17 protein-coding genes and 1 tRNA gene are annotated in these 15,667 nt (G+C 60.6%); 6 read left to right on the forward strand and 12 right to left on the reverse strand.

Features of this window, described 5'->3' with window-relative positions; translation table 11 throughout:
- Window positions 1-5: 5 nt before the first annotated feature.
- From arsJ to ACR0DO_RS08190, 3 genes are read right to left on the reverse strand one after another with little or no spacing between them, the layout of a single operon-like run.
- On the reverse strand, window positions 6-1,271 hold the full coding sequence (gene arsJ / locus ACR0DO_RS08180; protein ID WP_480557797.1) for an organoarsenical effux MFS transporter ArsJ: 1,266 nt from the start codon (window positions 1,269-1,271) through the stop codon (window positions 6-8).
- A complete protein-coding gene (locus tag ACR0DO_RS08185) occupies window positions 1,268-2,266 on the reverse strand; it encodes an ArsJ-associated glyceraldehyde-3-phosphate dehydrogenase (RefSeq protein ID WP_480557799.1) in 999 nt (332 codons plus the stop codon). The genes arsJ and ACR0DO_RS08185 overlap by 4 nt, the downstream gene beginning before the upstream one ends.
- Window positions 2,263-3,096 carry an arsenate reductase/protein-tyrosine-phosphatase family protein gene (locus tag ACR0DO_RS08190; protein WP_480557801.1) on the reverse strand — a complete coding sequence of 278 codons (834 nt, stop codon included), beginning with the start codon at window positions 3,094-3,096 and terminating at the stop codon, window positions 2,263-2,265. Before ACR0DO_RS08190 ends, ACR0DO_RS08185 begins: the two co-directional genes overlap by 4 nt.
- Before the next feature lie 205 nt (window positions 3,097-3,301).
- On the opposite strand from ACR0DO_RS08190, the gene ACR0DO_RS08195 reads away from it, so the two are divergent.
- A tRNA-Thr gene (locus tag ACR0DO_RS08195) sits at window positions 3,302-3,377 on the forward strand.
- 47 nt (window positions 3,378-3,424) lie between these two features.
- Here ACR0DO_RS08195 and ACR0DO_RS08200 read toward each other — a convergent pair.
- The 7 genes from ACR0DO_RS08200 to ACR0DO_RS08230 all read right to left on the reverse strand — a co-directional run bounded on the left by ACR0DO_RS08200 (window position 3,425) and on the right by ACR0DO_RS08230 (window position 9,364).
- Window positions 3,425-3,859 (reverse strand): hypothetical protein, encoded by a 435-nt coding sequence (locus ACR0DO_RS08200; protein WP_480557803.1) that lies wholly within the window; start codon window positions 3,857-3,859, stop codon window positions 3,425-3,427.
- 250 nt (window positions 3,860-4,109) lie between these two features.
- A complete protein-coding gene (gene dxs, locus ACR0DO_RS08205; protein ID WP_480557805.1) occupies window positions 4,110-6,038 on the reverse strand; it encodes a 1-deoxy-D-xylulose-5-phosphate synthase in 1,929 nt (642 codons plus the stop codon).
- 16 nt (window positions 6,039-6,054) lie between these two features.
- Entirely contained in the window at window positions 6,055-6,921 is an 867-nt protein-coding gene (locus ACR0DO_RS08210; protein WP_480557807.1) for a polyprenyl synthetase family protein, read from the reverse strand.
- Window positions 6,922-7,164, reverse strand: coding sequence for an exodeoxyribonuclease VII small subunit (locus tag ACR0DO_RS08215; RefSeq protein WP_058272726.1), 243 nt, complete (start codon window positions 7,162-7,164; stop codon window positions 6,922-6,924). It abuts the gene before it with no gap.
- Window positions 7,161-8,087, reverse strand: coding sequence for a histone deacetylase family protein (locus ACR0DO_RS08220; RefSeq protein WP_480557809.1), 927 nt, complete (start codon window positions 8,085-8,087; stop codon window positions 7,161-7,163). Before ACR0DO_RS08220 ends, ACR0DO_RS08215 begins: the two co-directional genes overlap by 4 nt.
- A 66-nt stretch (window positions 8,088-8,153) precedes the next feature.
- Window positions 8,154-8,855, reverse strand: coding sequence for a response regulator (locus tag ACR0DO_RS08225; protein ID WP_480557811.1), 702 nt, complete (start codon window positions 8,853-8,855; stop codon window positions 8,154-8,156).
- Window positions 8,852-9,364 (reverse strand): MarR family transcriptional regulator, encoded by a 513-nt coding sequence (locus ACR0DO_RS08230; protein ID WP_170444446.1) that lies wholly within the window; start codon window positions 9,362-9,364, stop codon window positions 8,852-8,854. Before ACR0DO_RS08230 ends, ACR0DO_RS08225 begins: the two co-directional genes overlap by 4 nt.
- Before the next feature lie 159 nt (window positions 9,365-9,523).
- Between ACR0DO_RS08230 and ACR0DO_RS08235 the strand changes: the two genes are divergently transcribed.
- The 5 genes from ACR0DO_RS08235 (at window position 9,524) to ACR0DO_RS08255 (ending at window position 14,031) form a co-directional block, all read left to right on the forward strand.
- On the forward strand, window positions 9,524-10,390 hold the full coding sequence (locus ACR0DO_RS08235) for a branched-chain amino acid aminotransferase (RefSeq protein WP_480557814.1): 867 nt from the start codon (window positions 9,524-9,526) through the stop codon (window positions 10,388-10,390).
- A 124-nt stretch (window positions 10,391-10,514) separates the two neighbouring features.
- Entirely contained in the window at window positions 10,515-11,465 is a 951-nt protein-coding gene (locus ACR0DO_RS08240) for an AraC family transcriptional regulator (RefSeq protein WP_170444440.1), read from the forward strand.
- A 109-nt stretch (window positions 11,466-11,574) separates the two neighbouring features.
- Complete coding sequence (locus tag ACR0DO_RS08245; protein WP_480557816.1) at window positions 11,575-11,940, forward strand: hypothetical protein; 366 nt, start codon at window positions 11,575-11,577, stop codon at window positions 11,938-11,940.
- Window positions 11,941-12,073: 133 nt separating this feature from the next.
- Entirely contained in the window at window positions 12,074-13,642 is a 1,569-nt protein-coding gene (locus ACR0DO_RS08250; RefSeq protein WP_480557818.1) for an alkaline phosphatase D family protein, read from the forward strand.
- A gap of 194 nt (window positions 13,643-13,836) precedes the next feature.
- On the forward strand, window positions 13,837-14,031 hold the full coding sequence (locus tag ACR0DO_RS08255; RefSeq protein WP_170672726.1) for a hypothetical protein: 195 nt from the start codon (window positions 13,837-13,839) through the stop codon (window positions 14,029-14,031).
- A 34-nt stretch (window positions 14,032-14,065) separates the two neighbouring features.
- Here ACR0DO_RS08255 and cobO read toward each other — a convergent pair whose 3' ends face one another.
- The gene (gene cobO, locus ACR0DO_RS08260; RefSeq protein WP_480557820.1) at window positions 14,066-14,665 is read right to left on the reverse strand and encodes a cob(I)yrinic acid a,c-diamide adenosyltransferase; all 600 of its coding nucleotides are present in this window, start codon (window positions 14,663-14,665) and stop codon (window positions 14,066-14,068) included.
- A gap of 58 nt (window positions 14,666-14,723) precedes the next feature.
- Window positions 14,724-15,659 (reverse strand): DMT family transporter, encoded by a 936-nt coding sequence (locus ACR0DO_RS08265; protein ID WP_480557822.1) that lies wholly within the window; start codon window positions 15,657-15,659, stop codon window positions 14,724-14,726.
- Between the last annotated feature and the right edge of the window lie 8 nt (window positions 15,660-15,667).

Consider the following 15,667-nt stretch of genomic DNA (forward strand, 5'->3'; position numbering starts at 1 on the left):
TATGCTCATGAACAGGCTTCAGATGCGTGATCGGTCAGCTTGCCCGAAGTCAGCGCCGCCAACGCGACCATCACGGCAGCGGTTCCCAGAACCAGAGGCAGCCCGCCGATCTGATAGGTCAGGCCCGATAATACGGTGCCCAAAAGGCGGCCCGTTGCGTTGGCCATATAATAGAAGCCGACATCCATCGTCACCCGCTCGGACTTGGTGAAGGTCAGGATCAGGTAGGAATGCAGCGACGAGTTGACTGCAAAGATCGCCCCGAACACCAACAGGCCAAGCACCAGCGCGACAGTCAGCCATGTCTGCGGCCCCGGGGGTAGTAGCACCGCAACCGTCAATGCCGCCGGAACGCAGAACAGGGCGGAGGCCCAGCTGCGGGCGGCATGGATCAGGTCGCCTTCGCTGCGCTCGGTTGCGCGCAGAATTTTGGGCGCGCTGGCCTGAACAGCCCCGTAGAGGATGACCCAGACGGCCATGAAGGTACCGATCATGAAGAAGGCCGCGCGGTTGCCGGCCTCGGTGCCATCCGAGAGAACCGCGTAGAAATAGATCGGGATGCCGACCACGAACCACACGTCCCGCGCGCCGAACAGGAACACCCGCGCCGCCGACAGCCAGTTGACGTTGGCGGATTTCGAGAAGACCTCGGAGAATTTCGCGCCCTTGCGCCCCTTGGGCAGGCCCGGCGGCATGAACAGGATCACGGCCACCAGAATGACCGCCAGCACAATCGCCATGGCCAGCGTGGCCCAGACAAAGCCCAGGGTCGCCAGCAAGGCGGCCCCCAGCAGGAACCCCAAGCCTTTGACCGCGTTCTTTGACCCGGTCAGAACAGCAACCCAGTGGAACAACCCGCCGCCTTCGCTTGGGGCCAGCAGTTTCACGGCGGATTTCGAGGACATCTTGGCCAGATCCTTGGCCACCCCGCTGGCTCCCTGCACGATCATCACAAAGGCAACCTTAGCCGGAATCGCCCAATTAGGGTCTAGTTGGGTGAGAACAAGCAGCGCCCCCACCTGCAACGCCAACCCCGCATACAGCGTCGAGGTCAGCCCGAACCGTGCCGCGATCCAGCCAGCGGCCAGATTGGTGCCCATCCCGGCGATCTCATAGAGAACAAACAGATACGCCAACTGAACCGGCGAGAACCCCATCGTATGAAAGTGCAGCAGCACCAGCATACGCAGGGCCCCGTCGGTCAGCATAAAGGCCCAATAGGCCGCCGTGACCGCGATATAGGCCGACAGGCCCTCGGGCCGGTCAGTCACAGGGACTGTCCAACCATCAGCGCAACATCGATCAAACGGTGGGCATAGCCCATCTCGTTGTCGTACCACGCGTAGATTTTCACCTGCGTCCCGTTCACCACCATGGTCGAGGGCGCATCGACAATCGAGGACCGCGCATCATTGGTGTAATCGGTCGAGACCAGCGGCCGGGTCTCATAGCCCAGAATGCCCTTCAACTCGCCCTCGGCGGCGGCTTTGAAAAAGGCGTTAACCTCTTCAGCAGTGGTTTCGCGATCCACCTCGAACACACAGTCGGTCAGTGAGGCGTTCAGCAGCGGCACGCGGACCGCATGACCGTTCAACCGACCTTTCAATTCCGGATAGATCAGCGTGATCGCGGTGGCCGATCCGGTGGTGGTCGGGATCAGCGAGTTCAGTGCCGAACGCGCGCGGCGCAGGTCCTTGGCGGGGCGGTCCACGATGGTCTGCGTGTTGGTCACATCATGGATCGTGGTCATTGAGCCGTGACGGATGCCCAGGTTCTCGTGGATCACCTTGACCACGGGGGCCAGACAGTTGGTGGTGCAGGACGCCGCCGTCACGATGTGATGCGTGGCGGGGTCATAGGTCTCTTCGTTCACGCCCATCACGATATTGGCGGTGGGCCCGTCCTTGACCGGGGCCGAGACAACAACCTTTTTAACACCGGCTGCGAAATAGGGCGCCAGCTTGGCCTCGGTCTTGAACACACCCGTGCAGTCGATCACCACGTCCACACCGTCCAGAGGCAGGTCGTTCAGGTCCTTGGTGCCAATAAAGGGCAGGCGGGTGCCGTTGATGGTGACGCTGTCGGCATCATGCAAAAATTCGGCATCCCAGCGACCATGCACCGTGTCGAATTCCAGCAGATGCGCGTGCATCTCGGGGTCACCGACCCCGTCATTGATCCAGGCGATCTGTGCGCCCGTTTCCAGCAACGGCTTCAGGGCCAGTTTTCCCATCCGGCCCAGGCCGTTCAGTGCGTAGGTCGTCATTTTCGGTCCTCAACGGGTGTTCTGCCGATGTCATCGACAGCAGTTTGCAATGCGATCCGGTCAAGGCTTCTGACCGGCAGAGAGGTAAACGCCTCGATCCGCCGTTTCAGCGCACCATAGGCGTTCTGGAAGGCCAGGCTTTTCTCGGCATCGGTGCCGGTGGCCTTGACCGGGTCCACCATGCCCCAATGACCACTGATCGGCTGGCCTTCCCAGGCGGGGCAGTCTTCGTTTGCGGCCTGGTTGCAGACGGTGAAGACGAAATCCATCTCGGGCGCATCCGGTGCGGCGAACTCGGACATATGTTTGGACCGCAGGACCGAGGTATCATGCCCTTTGTCCTTCAATACCTGCACGGCGAAAGGATTGAGCGCCGATGTTGGCTGGGTCCCGGCGGAATAGACATTGAACCGGTCGCCACCCAGTTCGCGCAGCAGAGATTCGGCAAAGATCGAGCGGGCGGAATTTCCCACGCACAGAAACAGTACATTGAACTTGCGGTCCGTCATGGCGTCATTTCCTTGGCTGGAGGGCATGCAGATATCAGGGCGGCCGCGGCAGCAATCGAGGACCAGAAAATCCAGCATTTGCTGCACGTTCTTCATATCAACCGAATAGAGCAGAGACGTTCCCGACCGCTCCTGCGTCACCAGACCCGATCGTTGCAGCGCGTTCAGATAGTTCGACAGGGTGCTGGCTTTGATATCCAGCTCGGTCGCCAGCTCTCCGGCGGGCACAGTGTCAGGAAAGCGTCGCATCAACATGCGAAACACCGAGATGCGTTGCGGGTGACCGAGGATGGCGAGTTGGTCGGTAATTTGTTCTATCATATTTCATGAATTATAGAAGTATTGAATATACAGCAATCCGGGAAACGCGCCGTTACAAAAAATTCACAATCGAAACATGCGGACGCCACAGCCCGAGCCAAAAGATCAGGGTGCGAAACCGTGACGCGCTGAAAGCCCGCTGATGAAAATCACAAAGATCGAGACTTGCGCGCACAATCCCGACCGTTTAAACGAACCTTCGCTTGCCTCAATAGCTCAGCTGGTAGAGCAGGTCCTTCGTAAGGACAAGGTCGGGGGTTCGAGTCCCTCTTGAGGCACCACCGTTGCTCATGAAACAGGTGCGGTCCACTTGCTCTGAACAGCAGTTCTACACGCATTCCTTTATGCCAAGACCGATCAGGTATTCACCCGATACAAAGTAAAGCTCATCCGGACCGGCAAACCTTGCTTTGGACATGAACCAGGTGCTGACCGGACCTGGATAGTAACTAGACAGCGTCACGCTTTTCCTATCGAATTCATCGATCGCCATTTGTTTCCGATCCAACCGGCGAGGGCCGTGAAACCCAAATACCGTTTCGGGGGATACGCAAACATCATCGGCGCCCAGCAACATGGTGCAGCTGGAGTTGCAATAATCTCCGATAATCCGGAACTGCACGTCGGTTCGATTGGCGATTTCTATCTGGACCATTCGATCCATAATGCGCCCGCCGGGGTCGTTGCCAATCCGAAGTTCTTTTGATGTCGCCGGAACGCTCATCAGAACGAGTGCCGCCAACGCCGCAATCATGTTTCTCATCCGCCCGCCTGCTCAAGGGTGGAGTTTTCGTTTTTCTTATCTATAGCAGAACCTTAGGCGGGCAGAAATATCACCCGGAAACGCGAGTTAATCCTGTGTTCACAATAACTCACCCCCGGCGCGCAGCCAAAAGCGGTTATCCAAGGATTTTATGGCAGGGAACGGCTCTGCGGGATTTCAAACCGGCAGTGCGTGTCATGCCTTGGTCATGCACCAGACCGGGGCGATGCGCGCATCGCCCCATTGGGTCTCAGGCGCGTTTCTCGCCGATGGTTGTCACGCCCAGAACCGACAGCACCTTGGCCTCGATCTGTTCGGCGTTCATACCGGCGACGGCGTACATATCCGCCGGGCTTGCCTGATCGATGAAAGTATCCGGCAGCACCATCGAGCGATATTTCAGTCCGTCATCGAACACGCCCTCATCCGCCAGCAGTTGCGCCACGTGGCTGCCGAACCCGCCAACCGCGCCTTCTTCGATGGTGATCAGGGCCTCGTGGTTCGCGGCCAGATCAAGGATCAGTTCACGGTCCAGCGGTTTGGCAAAGCGGGCATCGGCGATGGTGGGCGTGATCCCACGGGCCGAGAGTGCCTCTGCGGCTTTTTGCACCTCGGCCAGACGCGTGCCGAAAGACAACAGCGCCACGCGCGCGCCTTTCTGAATCATCCGGCCCTTGCCGATTTCCAGTACCTCACCGCGTTCGGGGAGATCGACGCCAACGCCTTCTCCGCGCGGATAGCGGAAGGCGATGGGGCCGTCGTCATGGGCCGCGGCAGTGGCCACCATATGCACCAGTTCGGCCTCATCCGCGGCGGCCATTACGACCATGCCGGGCAGGTTGGCCAAATAGGCAATGTCGAACGACCCCGCATGGGTGGCGCCATCGGCCCCAACCAGACCCGCACGATCAATGGCGAAACGTACCGGCAGGCGCTGGATGGCGACGTCATGCACGACCTGATCGTAACCGCGTTGCAGGAAGGTCGAATACATCGCGCAGAACGGCTTCATCCCCCCGGCCGCCAATGCAGCGGCGAACGTCACGCCGTGCTGTTCCGCAATCGCCACGTCGAAACAGCGCGAGGGGTAGCGTTCCGCAAACAGGCTCAACCCGGTGCCGTCGGGCATCGCGGCGGTGACGGCGACGATCTTGTCATCGCGCCCGGCCTCTTCGACCAGCGTCTTGCCAAAGACCGAAGTATAGGACGGCGCGTTGGACGGGGCCTTTTGCTGCTTGCCGGTCACCACATCGAACTTGGCCGTTGCATGGCCTTTGTCGCGGGCCTGCTCGGCGGGGGCATATCCCTTGCCCTTTTTGGTCAGCACGTGGATCAGGATCGGACCGGTCGCCCGCGCCTTGACGGTGCGCAGAACCGGCAGCAGCTGATCCATGTCGTGCCCGTCCAGCGGGCCGATATAGGAAAAGCCCAGTTCCTCGAACAGCGTACCCCCCACGGCCATGCCTTTCAGCATTTCCTTGGCGCGTTTCGCCCCTTCACGGAACGGTTCGGGAAGCAGCGACACCGCGCCCTTGGCCGCGGCTTTCAGGTCGTGGAACGGGGCCTCGGTATAGATTCGCGACAGATAGCTGGACAGCGCGCCGACCGGGGGCGCGATGCTCATCTCATTGTCGTTGAGGATGACGATCAGACGTTTGCGCAGGTGACCTGCGTTATTCATCGCCTCGAATGCCATGCCCGCCGACATCGAGCCATCCCCGATCACAGCAATCGCATCACCCAGACCTTCGGGCGTCACACCGCCCAGATCGCGAGCGACGGCAAATCCCAGCGCCGCGCTGATCGAGGTTGAACTATGCGCCGCGCCGAACGGGTCATAAGGGCTTTCGCTGCGTTTGGTGAACCCGCTCAGGCCGTCTTTCATGCGCAGGGTCCGGATACGATCCCGCCGCTCGGTCAGGATTTTGTGCGGATAGCACTGGTGGCCGACATCCCAGATGATCTTGTCGCGCGGCGTGTCAAAGACGGCGTGCAGCGCGGTGGTCAGCTCGACCACACCCAGACCCGCGCCCAGATGGCCGCCGGTGACGGACACGGCCGAGATCGTCTCGGCCCGCAATTCCTGCGCCACCTGATGCAACTGTGCGTCCGAAAACTGCTTGAGATCCGCAGGGCGGTTCACAAGGTCCAGCAGGGGCGTGTTCGGGCGGTCAGACATATGGCGCGTTCCTGGCTTAGCTGTCCCGGGCAATAACGAAGCGGGCGGCGTCCTTCAAGGTTTCAGCCGAGGCACCATACCCATCCAGCGCAGCGCAGGCCTGATCAATCAGCTCGGCGGCGCGGGCCTTGGCAGCACTGAGCCCCAGCAGGGAAACAAACGTGGCCTTGCCGGCCTCGGCATCCTTCTGCAGGCGTTTCCCGGCCTTTTCGGCATCACCTTCCACATCAAGGATGTCATCCGCGATCTGAAAAGCAAGGCCAAGGGCTTGGGCATATTGGCGCAAGGGGTCCGGGTTGGCCTGCGCCAACCGAGCCCCCGCACAGGCGGACCATTCGATCAGGGCGCCGGTCTTGCCCGCCTGAAGGCGCGTGATTTCCTCCAGCGTCAGAGGGGCAGAGGCCGACTCCGCCGCAATATCCTGCGCCTGACCCAGCACCATGCCTTGCGCCCCGCTGGCCTTGGCCAATGTCAGGGCCAGGGCCGCGCGGACCTCGGCTATTCCGACCTCGGGCCGGGTGCACAGCTCAAAAGCCAGCGTTTGCAGCGCATCGCCGGCCAGAACAGCGGTGCCGTCATCCCATTTCACATGCACGGTCGGACGCCCCCGACGCAGATCATCGTCATCCATGCAGGGCAGATCGTCATGGACCAGAGAATAGGCGTGCAGCGCCTCGATTGCGGTGGCGGGCAGGATCGCACATCCTTCGTCCACACCATGCAGGCGCGCGCTTTCCAGCACCAGAAACCCGCGCAGCCGCTTGCCGCCCTCGGTGGCGTAGGCCATCGCCCGGGTCACATCCAGATCGTCCAGCGCACCCAGAACCAGATCGAACTGACCCTGAATCCGCGCCGCATCCTGCGCTAACCTTTCGCGAAACATTTACTGACCTTCGACAGGCGTCGTCCCGGTCGGCTGACCATTGGCGTCCAGAGTGATGGCGGCCACTTTTTCCTCGGCCCGTTTCAGCTCATCCTCGCAGCGCTTCTTCAACGCCGCCCCGCGTTCATACAGCGCGATGGATTGGTCCAGTGCCACGTCGCCACGTTCCAGCTGGCCGACTACGGCCTCCAGCTCTTTCATCGCCTGTTCGAATGTCATCTGATCAACGGGGGTATCGGTCATCGGGCTGCCTTCATCAATTCTTCCACATGGGCGCGGGTGGCCTCGGCCAGTGCGTTCAGATCATACCCGCCTTCCAAAGTCGAGACGATACGTCCCGCGCACAGCTCATCGGCAAGTTTACATAGCTCGGCCGTGACCCAAGCGAAATCGCCGGTGGACCAGTTGAGATTGGCCAGCGGATCGTCCTGATGCGCGTCAAACCCGGCTGAGATGATGATCAGTTCCGGCTTGAAGGCACGCAGGCGTGGGAAGGCCAGCGTTTCATAAGCCGCCCGCATCTCGACGCCACCTGTTCCGGGGGCCAGAGGGATGTTGAGAATGGTATCATAGGCGCCTGTTTCATCCGGGCGCCCCGATCCGGGCCACAACGGCATCTGTTGGCTGGTGATTACCAGCGCGCGCTTCTCATCCCACAGCAGGTCTTGCGTTCCGTTGCCGTGGTGCACATCGAAATCCACAACCGCCACACGACTCAACCCGTGATGATCCAGCGCATGTTTCGCCGCCAGCGCCGCATTGCCGAACAGGCAGAAGCCCATGGCGGTGTCCGTCTCGGCGTGATGTCCCGGCGGCCGGATGGCACAAAACGCGTTCGGAGCCTCTCCGCCCAAAACCATATCCACCGCCCGCACCACAGCGCCCGCCGCCCGATAAGCGGCGTCAAGGGAACCGGGGGACATGAACGTATCCCCGTCGATTTGCACAAAACCCTCGGCAGGACGGGCGCGGCGAATATCGTGAATGTAGCTTTCCGGATGCACCCGCAGCAGGTCATCATCCGCCGCCAGAGGAGCCGTCTTGCGGTTCAGGTCCAACCCCTCAAGTGCATGCAGGATATGCTCCAGCCGCGCCACGCGCTCAGGGTGCCCGTCCGGTGTCACATGTCCAAGACAATCGGCATGGGTCAAAAGGGCGGTCTTCATCAGGATCCCATCTTCATCTGTCTAAAAATATCCTCGCCGAAGGCAAAAATCGCCGCGCAGCGGCCTTTAATCCGGCGCCAACATATACCCGGCCCCCCGAACGGTCTGCAAATACCGAGGCTGCTTCGGATCCTGCTCGATCTTGCGCCGCAGGCGGGTGATCTGCACATCCACCGCGCGCTCCTGCGCCTGGCCCTTGTCGCGGCCCAGATCCTCAACCAGCTTGGCGCGGCTGATCGGTTCACCCGGCTGTGCCGAGAAAATCTTCATCAACTGGCTCTCGGTTGCCGTCAAACGCACAGGCTCTTCGCCCTGCCACATCTCGCCGCGTTCCACGTCATAGCGGATCGGCCCGAGGTTCAGAATCTTGGTCGCCGTATCCTGTGCGGGCGTTTCCGGCATCCGCCGCAGGATTGCGTTGATCCGCAGCAGCAGCTCTTTCGGCTCGAACGGTTTGGCCAGATAGTCGTCCGCCCCGGCCTCAAGTCCGGCGATGCGATGCTCGGTCTCGCCCCGTGCGGTCAACAGCAGGATCGGCGTAGAGTGGGTCTCGCGCAGCGTTCGGGTCAGACTGACGCCATCCTCGCCTGGCATCATCACGTCCATGACGATCATGTCGAAATCCAGCCCCGACAACACACGCCGTGCGTGTGCCGCATCACGGGCCGCCGTAACCAGAAAACCGCTCCGCATCAGAAACTTCTTGAGCAGATCACGAATACGCTCATCGTCGTCAACGATCAGCAGATGGGCGTCCATTTCGCTCATGAGGTGGTATCCCGCAGTTTCGTGTAAGCATGACGCATATCAGCATCCATCATCGCTTCAAGCACTTTACGAAATCCTGACACGGCCTCGGGGCCTGCATCTTTATACGCCGCCCGCATGCGCACGCGCTGGGCCTCGGACAGCTTGGCCTCAAGCGCCTTGCCCTTTTCGGTCAGGAACAGATGCCGTTCCCGCTTGTCCACCGTGCCGACGCGGCTTTCGACCAGGCCATCCTCGATCAGCGTCCGCAGCACCCGGTTCAGAGACTGTTTCGTCACGCCCAGAATGGCCAGCAGGTTGTTCACCGTTGTCCCCGGCGCGCGGTTGATGAAATGGACGGCCCGGTGATGCGCCCGGCCATAGGCCATCTGCGTCAGAATGCGATCCGGGTCCGCGGTGAAGCCGCGATAGGCGAAAAACATCGCCTCGATCCCCTGCCGAAGCTGTTCGTCGGTCAAAAACAGCAGGCTTTCACCGCCAAAGACTTGGGCGGGACGCGTATCCGACATAGTATGCCTCATTCGTTACTCGTGCCGAGTTTATGTCAGCGTTGTTGACATTCCAAGAGTGGACAGGTATCGAATCGCAGTTTCTGCGCAACTTTATGTCCGCATCGGACTTAATTGGCGCAACAATCGGAAAATTCAACCCAAGGCTGGAGGTTTCGCATGGCGGGGTATGATGATCGTGATGGCACCATCTGGTTGGATGGCAAACTTGTGCCCTGGCGCGAGGCCAATGTGCACATCCTGACCCATGCGATGCACTATGCGTCCTCGGTCTTTGAAGGAGAGCGCGCCTATAACGGCAAGATCTTCAAAAGCCGCGAACATTCCGAACGTCTGATTGCCTCGGCTGAGGCGCTGGACATGCCGATACCCTATTCGGTGGACGAAATCGAGGCCGCCAAGGAAGAGGCGCTGAGAGCCAGCGGGTTGCAGGACGCCTATGTTCGTGCGCTGGTCTGGCGCGGCTCAGGCGAGGATATGGGCGTGGCATCGGCCAAGAACCCGGTGCGTATGGCCGTGGCAGTCTGGCCCTGGGGTGCCTATTACGGTGACGCCAAGATGCAGGGTGCCAAGCTGGACATTGCGGAATGGAAACGCCCCAGCCCCGAAACCATCCCGGTCCACGCCAAGGCGGCGGGCCTTTACATGATCTGCACCATTTCCAAGCACAAGGCCGAGGCCAAGGGCTGCTCGGACGCGCTGTTCATGGATTGGCGCGGCTACGTGGCCGAGGCGACCGGCGCCAACGTGTTCTTCGTCAAGGATGGTGAGGTGCACACGCCACTGGCGGATTGCTTCCTGAACGGCATCACCCGTCAGACCGTGATCCAGATGCTGAAAGACAAGGGCATCACCGTCCATGAACGCCGCATCAAGCCCGAAGAAATGGCCGATTTCGAACAATGCTGGCTGACCGGCACCGCCGCCGAGGTCACTCCGGTCGGGCAGATCGGCGATTATACCTTCGAGGTCGGCGACCTGACCCGTGAGATCGCCGCAGAATATGAGGCGCTGGTCCGCGCCTGATCCGGTCCGGGACGTCATCCAGACCCCCGCCTTTCGCGGGGGTTTTTCTTTGCCTGCCGTTCAAGATTTTGTGCAGATCGTTCAGATGGCTGGACGAATGCGCAGCCGGGGTTAGGTTTACCCCATGTTGGACCTGCTCAGCGATATCCTCACCCGCCTGTCCCTGCGGGGCACATTCTATTTCCGCACCTCCTTCACGCCACCCTTCGGCGTTCAGGTTCCCGCTTTCGAAAACGTGGCCCGGTTTCATTTTGTTCAACGGGGAGAACTGAAGGTTTCAGTCTCTAACACAGGCGAAATCCTGCGTCTGAAGCAAGGCGACCTGATCCTGATCCCACATGGCGCCGCCCATGCGCTGCTGTGCAATGAGGTCAAACCAATGGATGCACTGCCGCTTGAGCGGGTGTTGGACGAGGCCGGATACCAAGGCGATGGCGTGCTGATTTACGGTGGTGAGGACAAAAGCCGCGACACGCAACTGATCTGCGGCCATTTCTCGTTCACCGGTCCACCGGGGCGACAGGGCACCGGGCATATGCTGATCGACCGGTTGCCGCCTTACATCCTGATTGAAAACTACGGAGAGGAAGCCGGGGCCTGGATCGAAGCCACCCTGCGCATGATCGGGTCCGAAATCAATGGCGCCCGCATCGGCGGCGATCTGATTGCGCTGAAACTGTCCGAGGTGCTGTTTGCACAAGCCATCCGCGCCCATCTGGAACACCAAAGCCCCAGCGAATCCGCGCTTGCCGGGTTTGCGGATCCCCGCATTTCACGCGCGTTGACCGCGTTTCACCAAACCCCCGCACAGGAGTGGAGCGTCGAGTCGCTGGCGCGTGAGGCCGGGATGTCGCGCACCGCCTTCGCGCAGCTCTTTGCCGAAAAGATGAGCGCCACGCCGATGCAATACCTGACCGACTGGCGGATGCAGATCGCCTGCCACGGATTGACCGAGGCGCGCTGGAACGTGGCTGACGCGGCGGCCGAGGTCGGCTATGCCTCTGAGGCTGCGTTTTCGCGGGTGTTCAAGAAGCAGATCGGCCTGTCCCCGGCGGCCTACCGGTCCATGCACTGATCCGGGCCGTTTCTGAACGATCTGCAAGCTTTCACGAACGATCCGGAATTAAACGTCCGAACGTCCTTTCCTAATTTGAGATCATACCAAGCAAGGAAAGGAAATTTCTATGTCTGTTCGTTTCGTTAACCGCACCATACACGCCTATCTGGATTACCCCGTCGCCTTTGCGCTGATGGGGCTGCCCTTTGTTCTGGGGCTGGGGCAATCCAACCCGATGGCCCTGTGGCTGTCTGTGGTAACCGGCATTGCGGCCTTTGTGCTGACCGTGCTGACCGATCACCATCTGGGTATCTGGCGGGTGCTGCCCTACAAGTTCCATCTGGCCGTCGATCTGCTGGTTGGCGTCGTGTTCCTGGCCGTACCCAGCCTGTTTGGGTTTTCGGGCCTGGATGCGATATACTACTGGCTGAACGGCGCGGCGGTGGTCGCCGTCATCTCGCTCAGCACGCCGGAACAGAGGATTGCCGCCTGAGCAGGGTATCCATAGGTGTCACAATACCATCGTGATGCTTTCAAGACTCTGAGCCGCTTGTTTTACAAACAGGCGGCTCACTGCCGCTCACCAATTGCGTGGCCCGCAAGGGTCATCAGACAGGAGAGCCCCCATGACCCGGATCCTTCGCCCCAACCGCCGTGCTTTTCTGGCCCGCAGCACCGCATTTGCCGCGTCTCTGTCCATGCCCGCGATCAGTCGTGCCGCGTCGCGCCCGGTGTTCACACATGGCGTGCAGTCCGGCGATGTGGACATGAACTCGGGCATGATCTGGACCCGCACGGATCGCCCCGCGCGGGTGATGATGGAAGTGTCGACCACCGAGAGCTTTGCCGACGCCCGCAAGCTGAGCCCGATGGACGCCATCCCGAACAGTGATTTTGCAGTGAAAAGACTGGTCGACGGGCTGCCCCCGGATCAGGATATCTTCTATCGCTTCGTGGCCGCTGATCTGAGCGACTTCAATGTCGTATCAGAGCCTATTATTGGCCAATTCCGCACTGCCCCGTCCGAGCGTCGTAATATCCGCTTTGTCTGGTCGGGGGATACCGCCGGGCAGGGCTGGGGCATTGATGACGAAGGGATGCGCACCTATGCCACCATGGCGCAGCACCGGCCCGATTTCTTCATCCACTCGGGCGACACGGTTTATGCCGATGGCCCGATGCAGGACGAGGTCGAGAAGGACGGCCGGCTGATCTGGAAAAACACCACTCTGATCGACGAGAAACGCAAGGTGGCCGAAACGCTGGACGAATTTCGCGCCCAGTGGAAATACAACATGATGGACGAGCATGTGCGTGCGATGAATGCCGTCTGCCCGACCTTCTTCCAGTGGGATGACCACGAGGTTGTTAACAACTGGTCGGATGCCAAGGACCTGATCTCGGACAACCGCTATACTGAGAAATCGGTACATGTTCTGCAATCCCGCGCGGGCCGTGCCTTTCACGAGATGACACCGCTGCGGATCACGCCAGCCGAGCCGGGGCGAGTGTATCGCAAGATCTCATACGGTCCGATGCTGGACGTTTTCTTTCTGGATCTGCGCAGCTATCGCGGGCCGAACGGTCCGTCGATGGAGGATGAAACCACCGACAAGTCGCGCATTCTGGGCGCCGAGCAGCTGGCGTGGCTGAAACGCGCGCTTGCTGCGTCTCAGGCCACGTGGAAGGTCATCGCCTCAGACATGCCGATCGGATTGACCGTCTGGGACCGGTGGAAGGACCGGAAAGGGGTCGAAGCGATCGCGAATGGCGACAACGGCCCGGCGAAGGGCCGTGAGTTGGAGATCGCCGACCTGTTGCGCTTCATCAAAACCGAAGAGGTTGCCAACACGGTGTGGTTCACGGCGGATGTTCACTATACCGCCGCGCACTACTATGACCCTAACAAAGCGCAATTTCAGGATTTTGAGCCGTTTTGGGAGTTTGTGTCCGGACCGCTGCATGCCGGAACCTTTGGTCCGAATGCGCTGGACGGCACGTTTGGACCAGAGGTGAAATTCGTCAAAGCGCCGACCAAGGAACAGGGGGCCAATCTGCCCCCCAGCGCTGGTCTGCAGTTCTTTGGCCTGGTCGATATTGACGGCGCGACCCAGCAGATGACCGTGCGCCTGATGGATCGTGCCGATACCGAATTGTGGTCGGTCACACTGGACCCGCAGCCGCAGGGGACCTGATCGCTCGTCACATCGCGCCCCGAAGAATTTTGGGGCGCGTTTTTGCCCTTGAAAATTCCGACTAAAATAGTCAGATAATGCATAGCGCCAGATGCGCAGGCATCCGGCACAGGGTTTCGAGGCGGTTTGCGGGCTTAGCGCATGAAACGGTGAGAGCTTGCCGCCGCCTCGGAAACGAATGATCGGGGTAAGACATGGGCGATCCGCTGGACGAAATCATGGCACGGCACGAGGCAGCCACAGCTTGCGGCTGCTGCTGTGACGATGACTTCTGCGCCTATGTCGACAAGACACCCAAAGCAGAGCGTGGCCTGCCGGAAACTCTGCCAGCCAGCGCCGCAAGCCGCCGCGGATCGGTTCGGTTTCTCAATGAGAATCCGATGGGGTAACAGCCCCGGGGCGGGGCTGCTCAGGCTCTAAAATTTAGAAATCGACGCCGCGCTGGGCTTTGATCCCGGCTTGGAACGGGTGCTTTTCCTCGGTCATCTCGGTGACCAGATCGGCATAGTCCCGCAGCGCTTGCGGCGCGTCGCGGCCTGTCAGGAACACGCTGGTCTTGTTGGACCGTTCATTCAGTCCGTCGATCACCTGATCCACTGTCAGGTATTCATAACGCAGGGCGATGTTGATCTCGTCCAGAACCACCAGATCATAGTCACCGCTGGCCATCAGGGCGCGGGCCTTGTCAAAGGCGGCGTTGGCGGCGGCGATGTCACGTTCCTTGTCCTGCGTGTCCCAAGTGAAGCCTTCGCCCATCGTGTGCCAAGTCACCAGATCGCGTTCCTCGAAAAAGCGCCGCTCGCCGGTTTTCCACTTGCCCTTGATGAACTGCACCACGGCCACCTTCTGGCCCCAGCCAAGCGCCCGGATCACAACGCCAAACGCGGCCGAGGATTTGCCCTTGCCCTTGCCGGTGTTGATCAGCACCAGCCCGCGCTCCGGGTCGACGGCCTCGGAGACCTTTTTCCGGTGCTGGGCCTGCACCTTCTGCATCTTTTCCTTGTGATCTTGTGCGTCGCTCATGCGCGGAACCTTTCCTGATGTTGCGCCCAACCTAAGCGAAGTTCGGCAAAGGTAAAGATCAGGCCTTAGGGTCCGGGGCCGATTTGTCCTTGCCCCGATCCACACCCAGTTGGCGTTCGCGCAGGATGACCAGCACGTTGCCTGCGATCACCAGAGCCGCGCCGCCCAGCATCACAAGCGTCGGCAACTCGTCGAACCAGACATAGCCGATGACGATGGCAAACAGCATGGTCGTGTAATCGTATGGGGCCAGCATCGAGGCCTGCCCAAAGCGATAGGACGAAGTCACCAGAATTTGCGCCACGCCACCGACTAACCCCATGCAGGCCAGTATTAGAGCCTGTTCCCACGTCGGCATCGTCCAGCCCCAAAAGGCGGTCAGGGACGACAACAGCGTGGCGGTCAGCGAGAAATAGAACACCACGGCGGCGGGATGATCGACTTGCACCAGCTGCCGGATGTGAATCTGCACGAAGCCCCGCGCCATGGTCGCCGCCAGCACGCAGAGCGCGCCGATGGTGGCGGCGGTGTCCATGTTGTTGCCACCCAGCCGGGGCCAGATCATGATCAAAACCCCAAGCAGGCCGATGGCAACCGCGCCGATACGGATCATGCGGATGCGTTCGCCCAGCATGACCGCCGCCAAAATCAGGGTGAAGATCGGCGTGGCATAGCCAATCGCGGTGACCTCGGGCAGGGGCAGCAGGCTGAGGCCGGTAAAGGTCAGACCCATGGCGCTGGTGCCCAGAACCCCGCGCCAGAAATGCCCCATCGGTTTTTTGACGACCAACCCCTGCGCCAGTTCACCGCGATAGACCAGCCAGCCGATGATCACCGGAACCGCAAAGAGCGAGCGGAAGAACACCATCTCTCCGGGCGGGAAATCGTCCGACAAGGCTTTGACCAGCGCCTGCATTGCGGTGAACAGCACCAGCGCGCTGAGTTTCAGCGATACGGCCAGCACAGGTCGATGCGATGTTAAGGGTTTTGCCATCGGCGCGA

The sequence above is a fragment of the Ruegeria sp. AM9 genome, assembly GCF_056540565.1.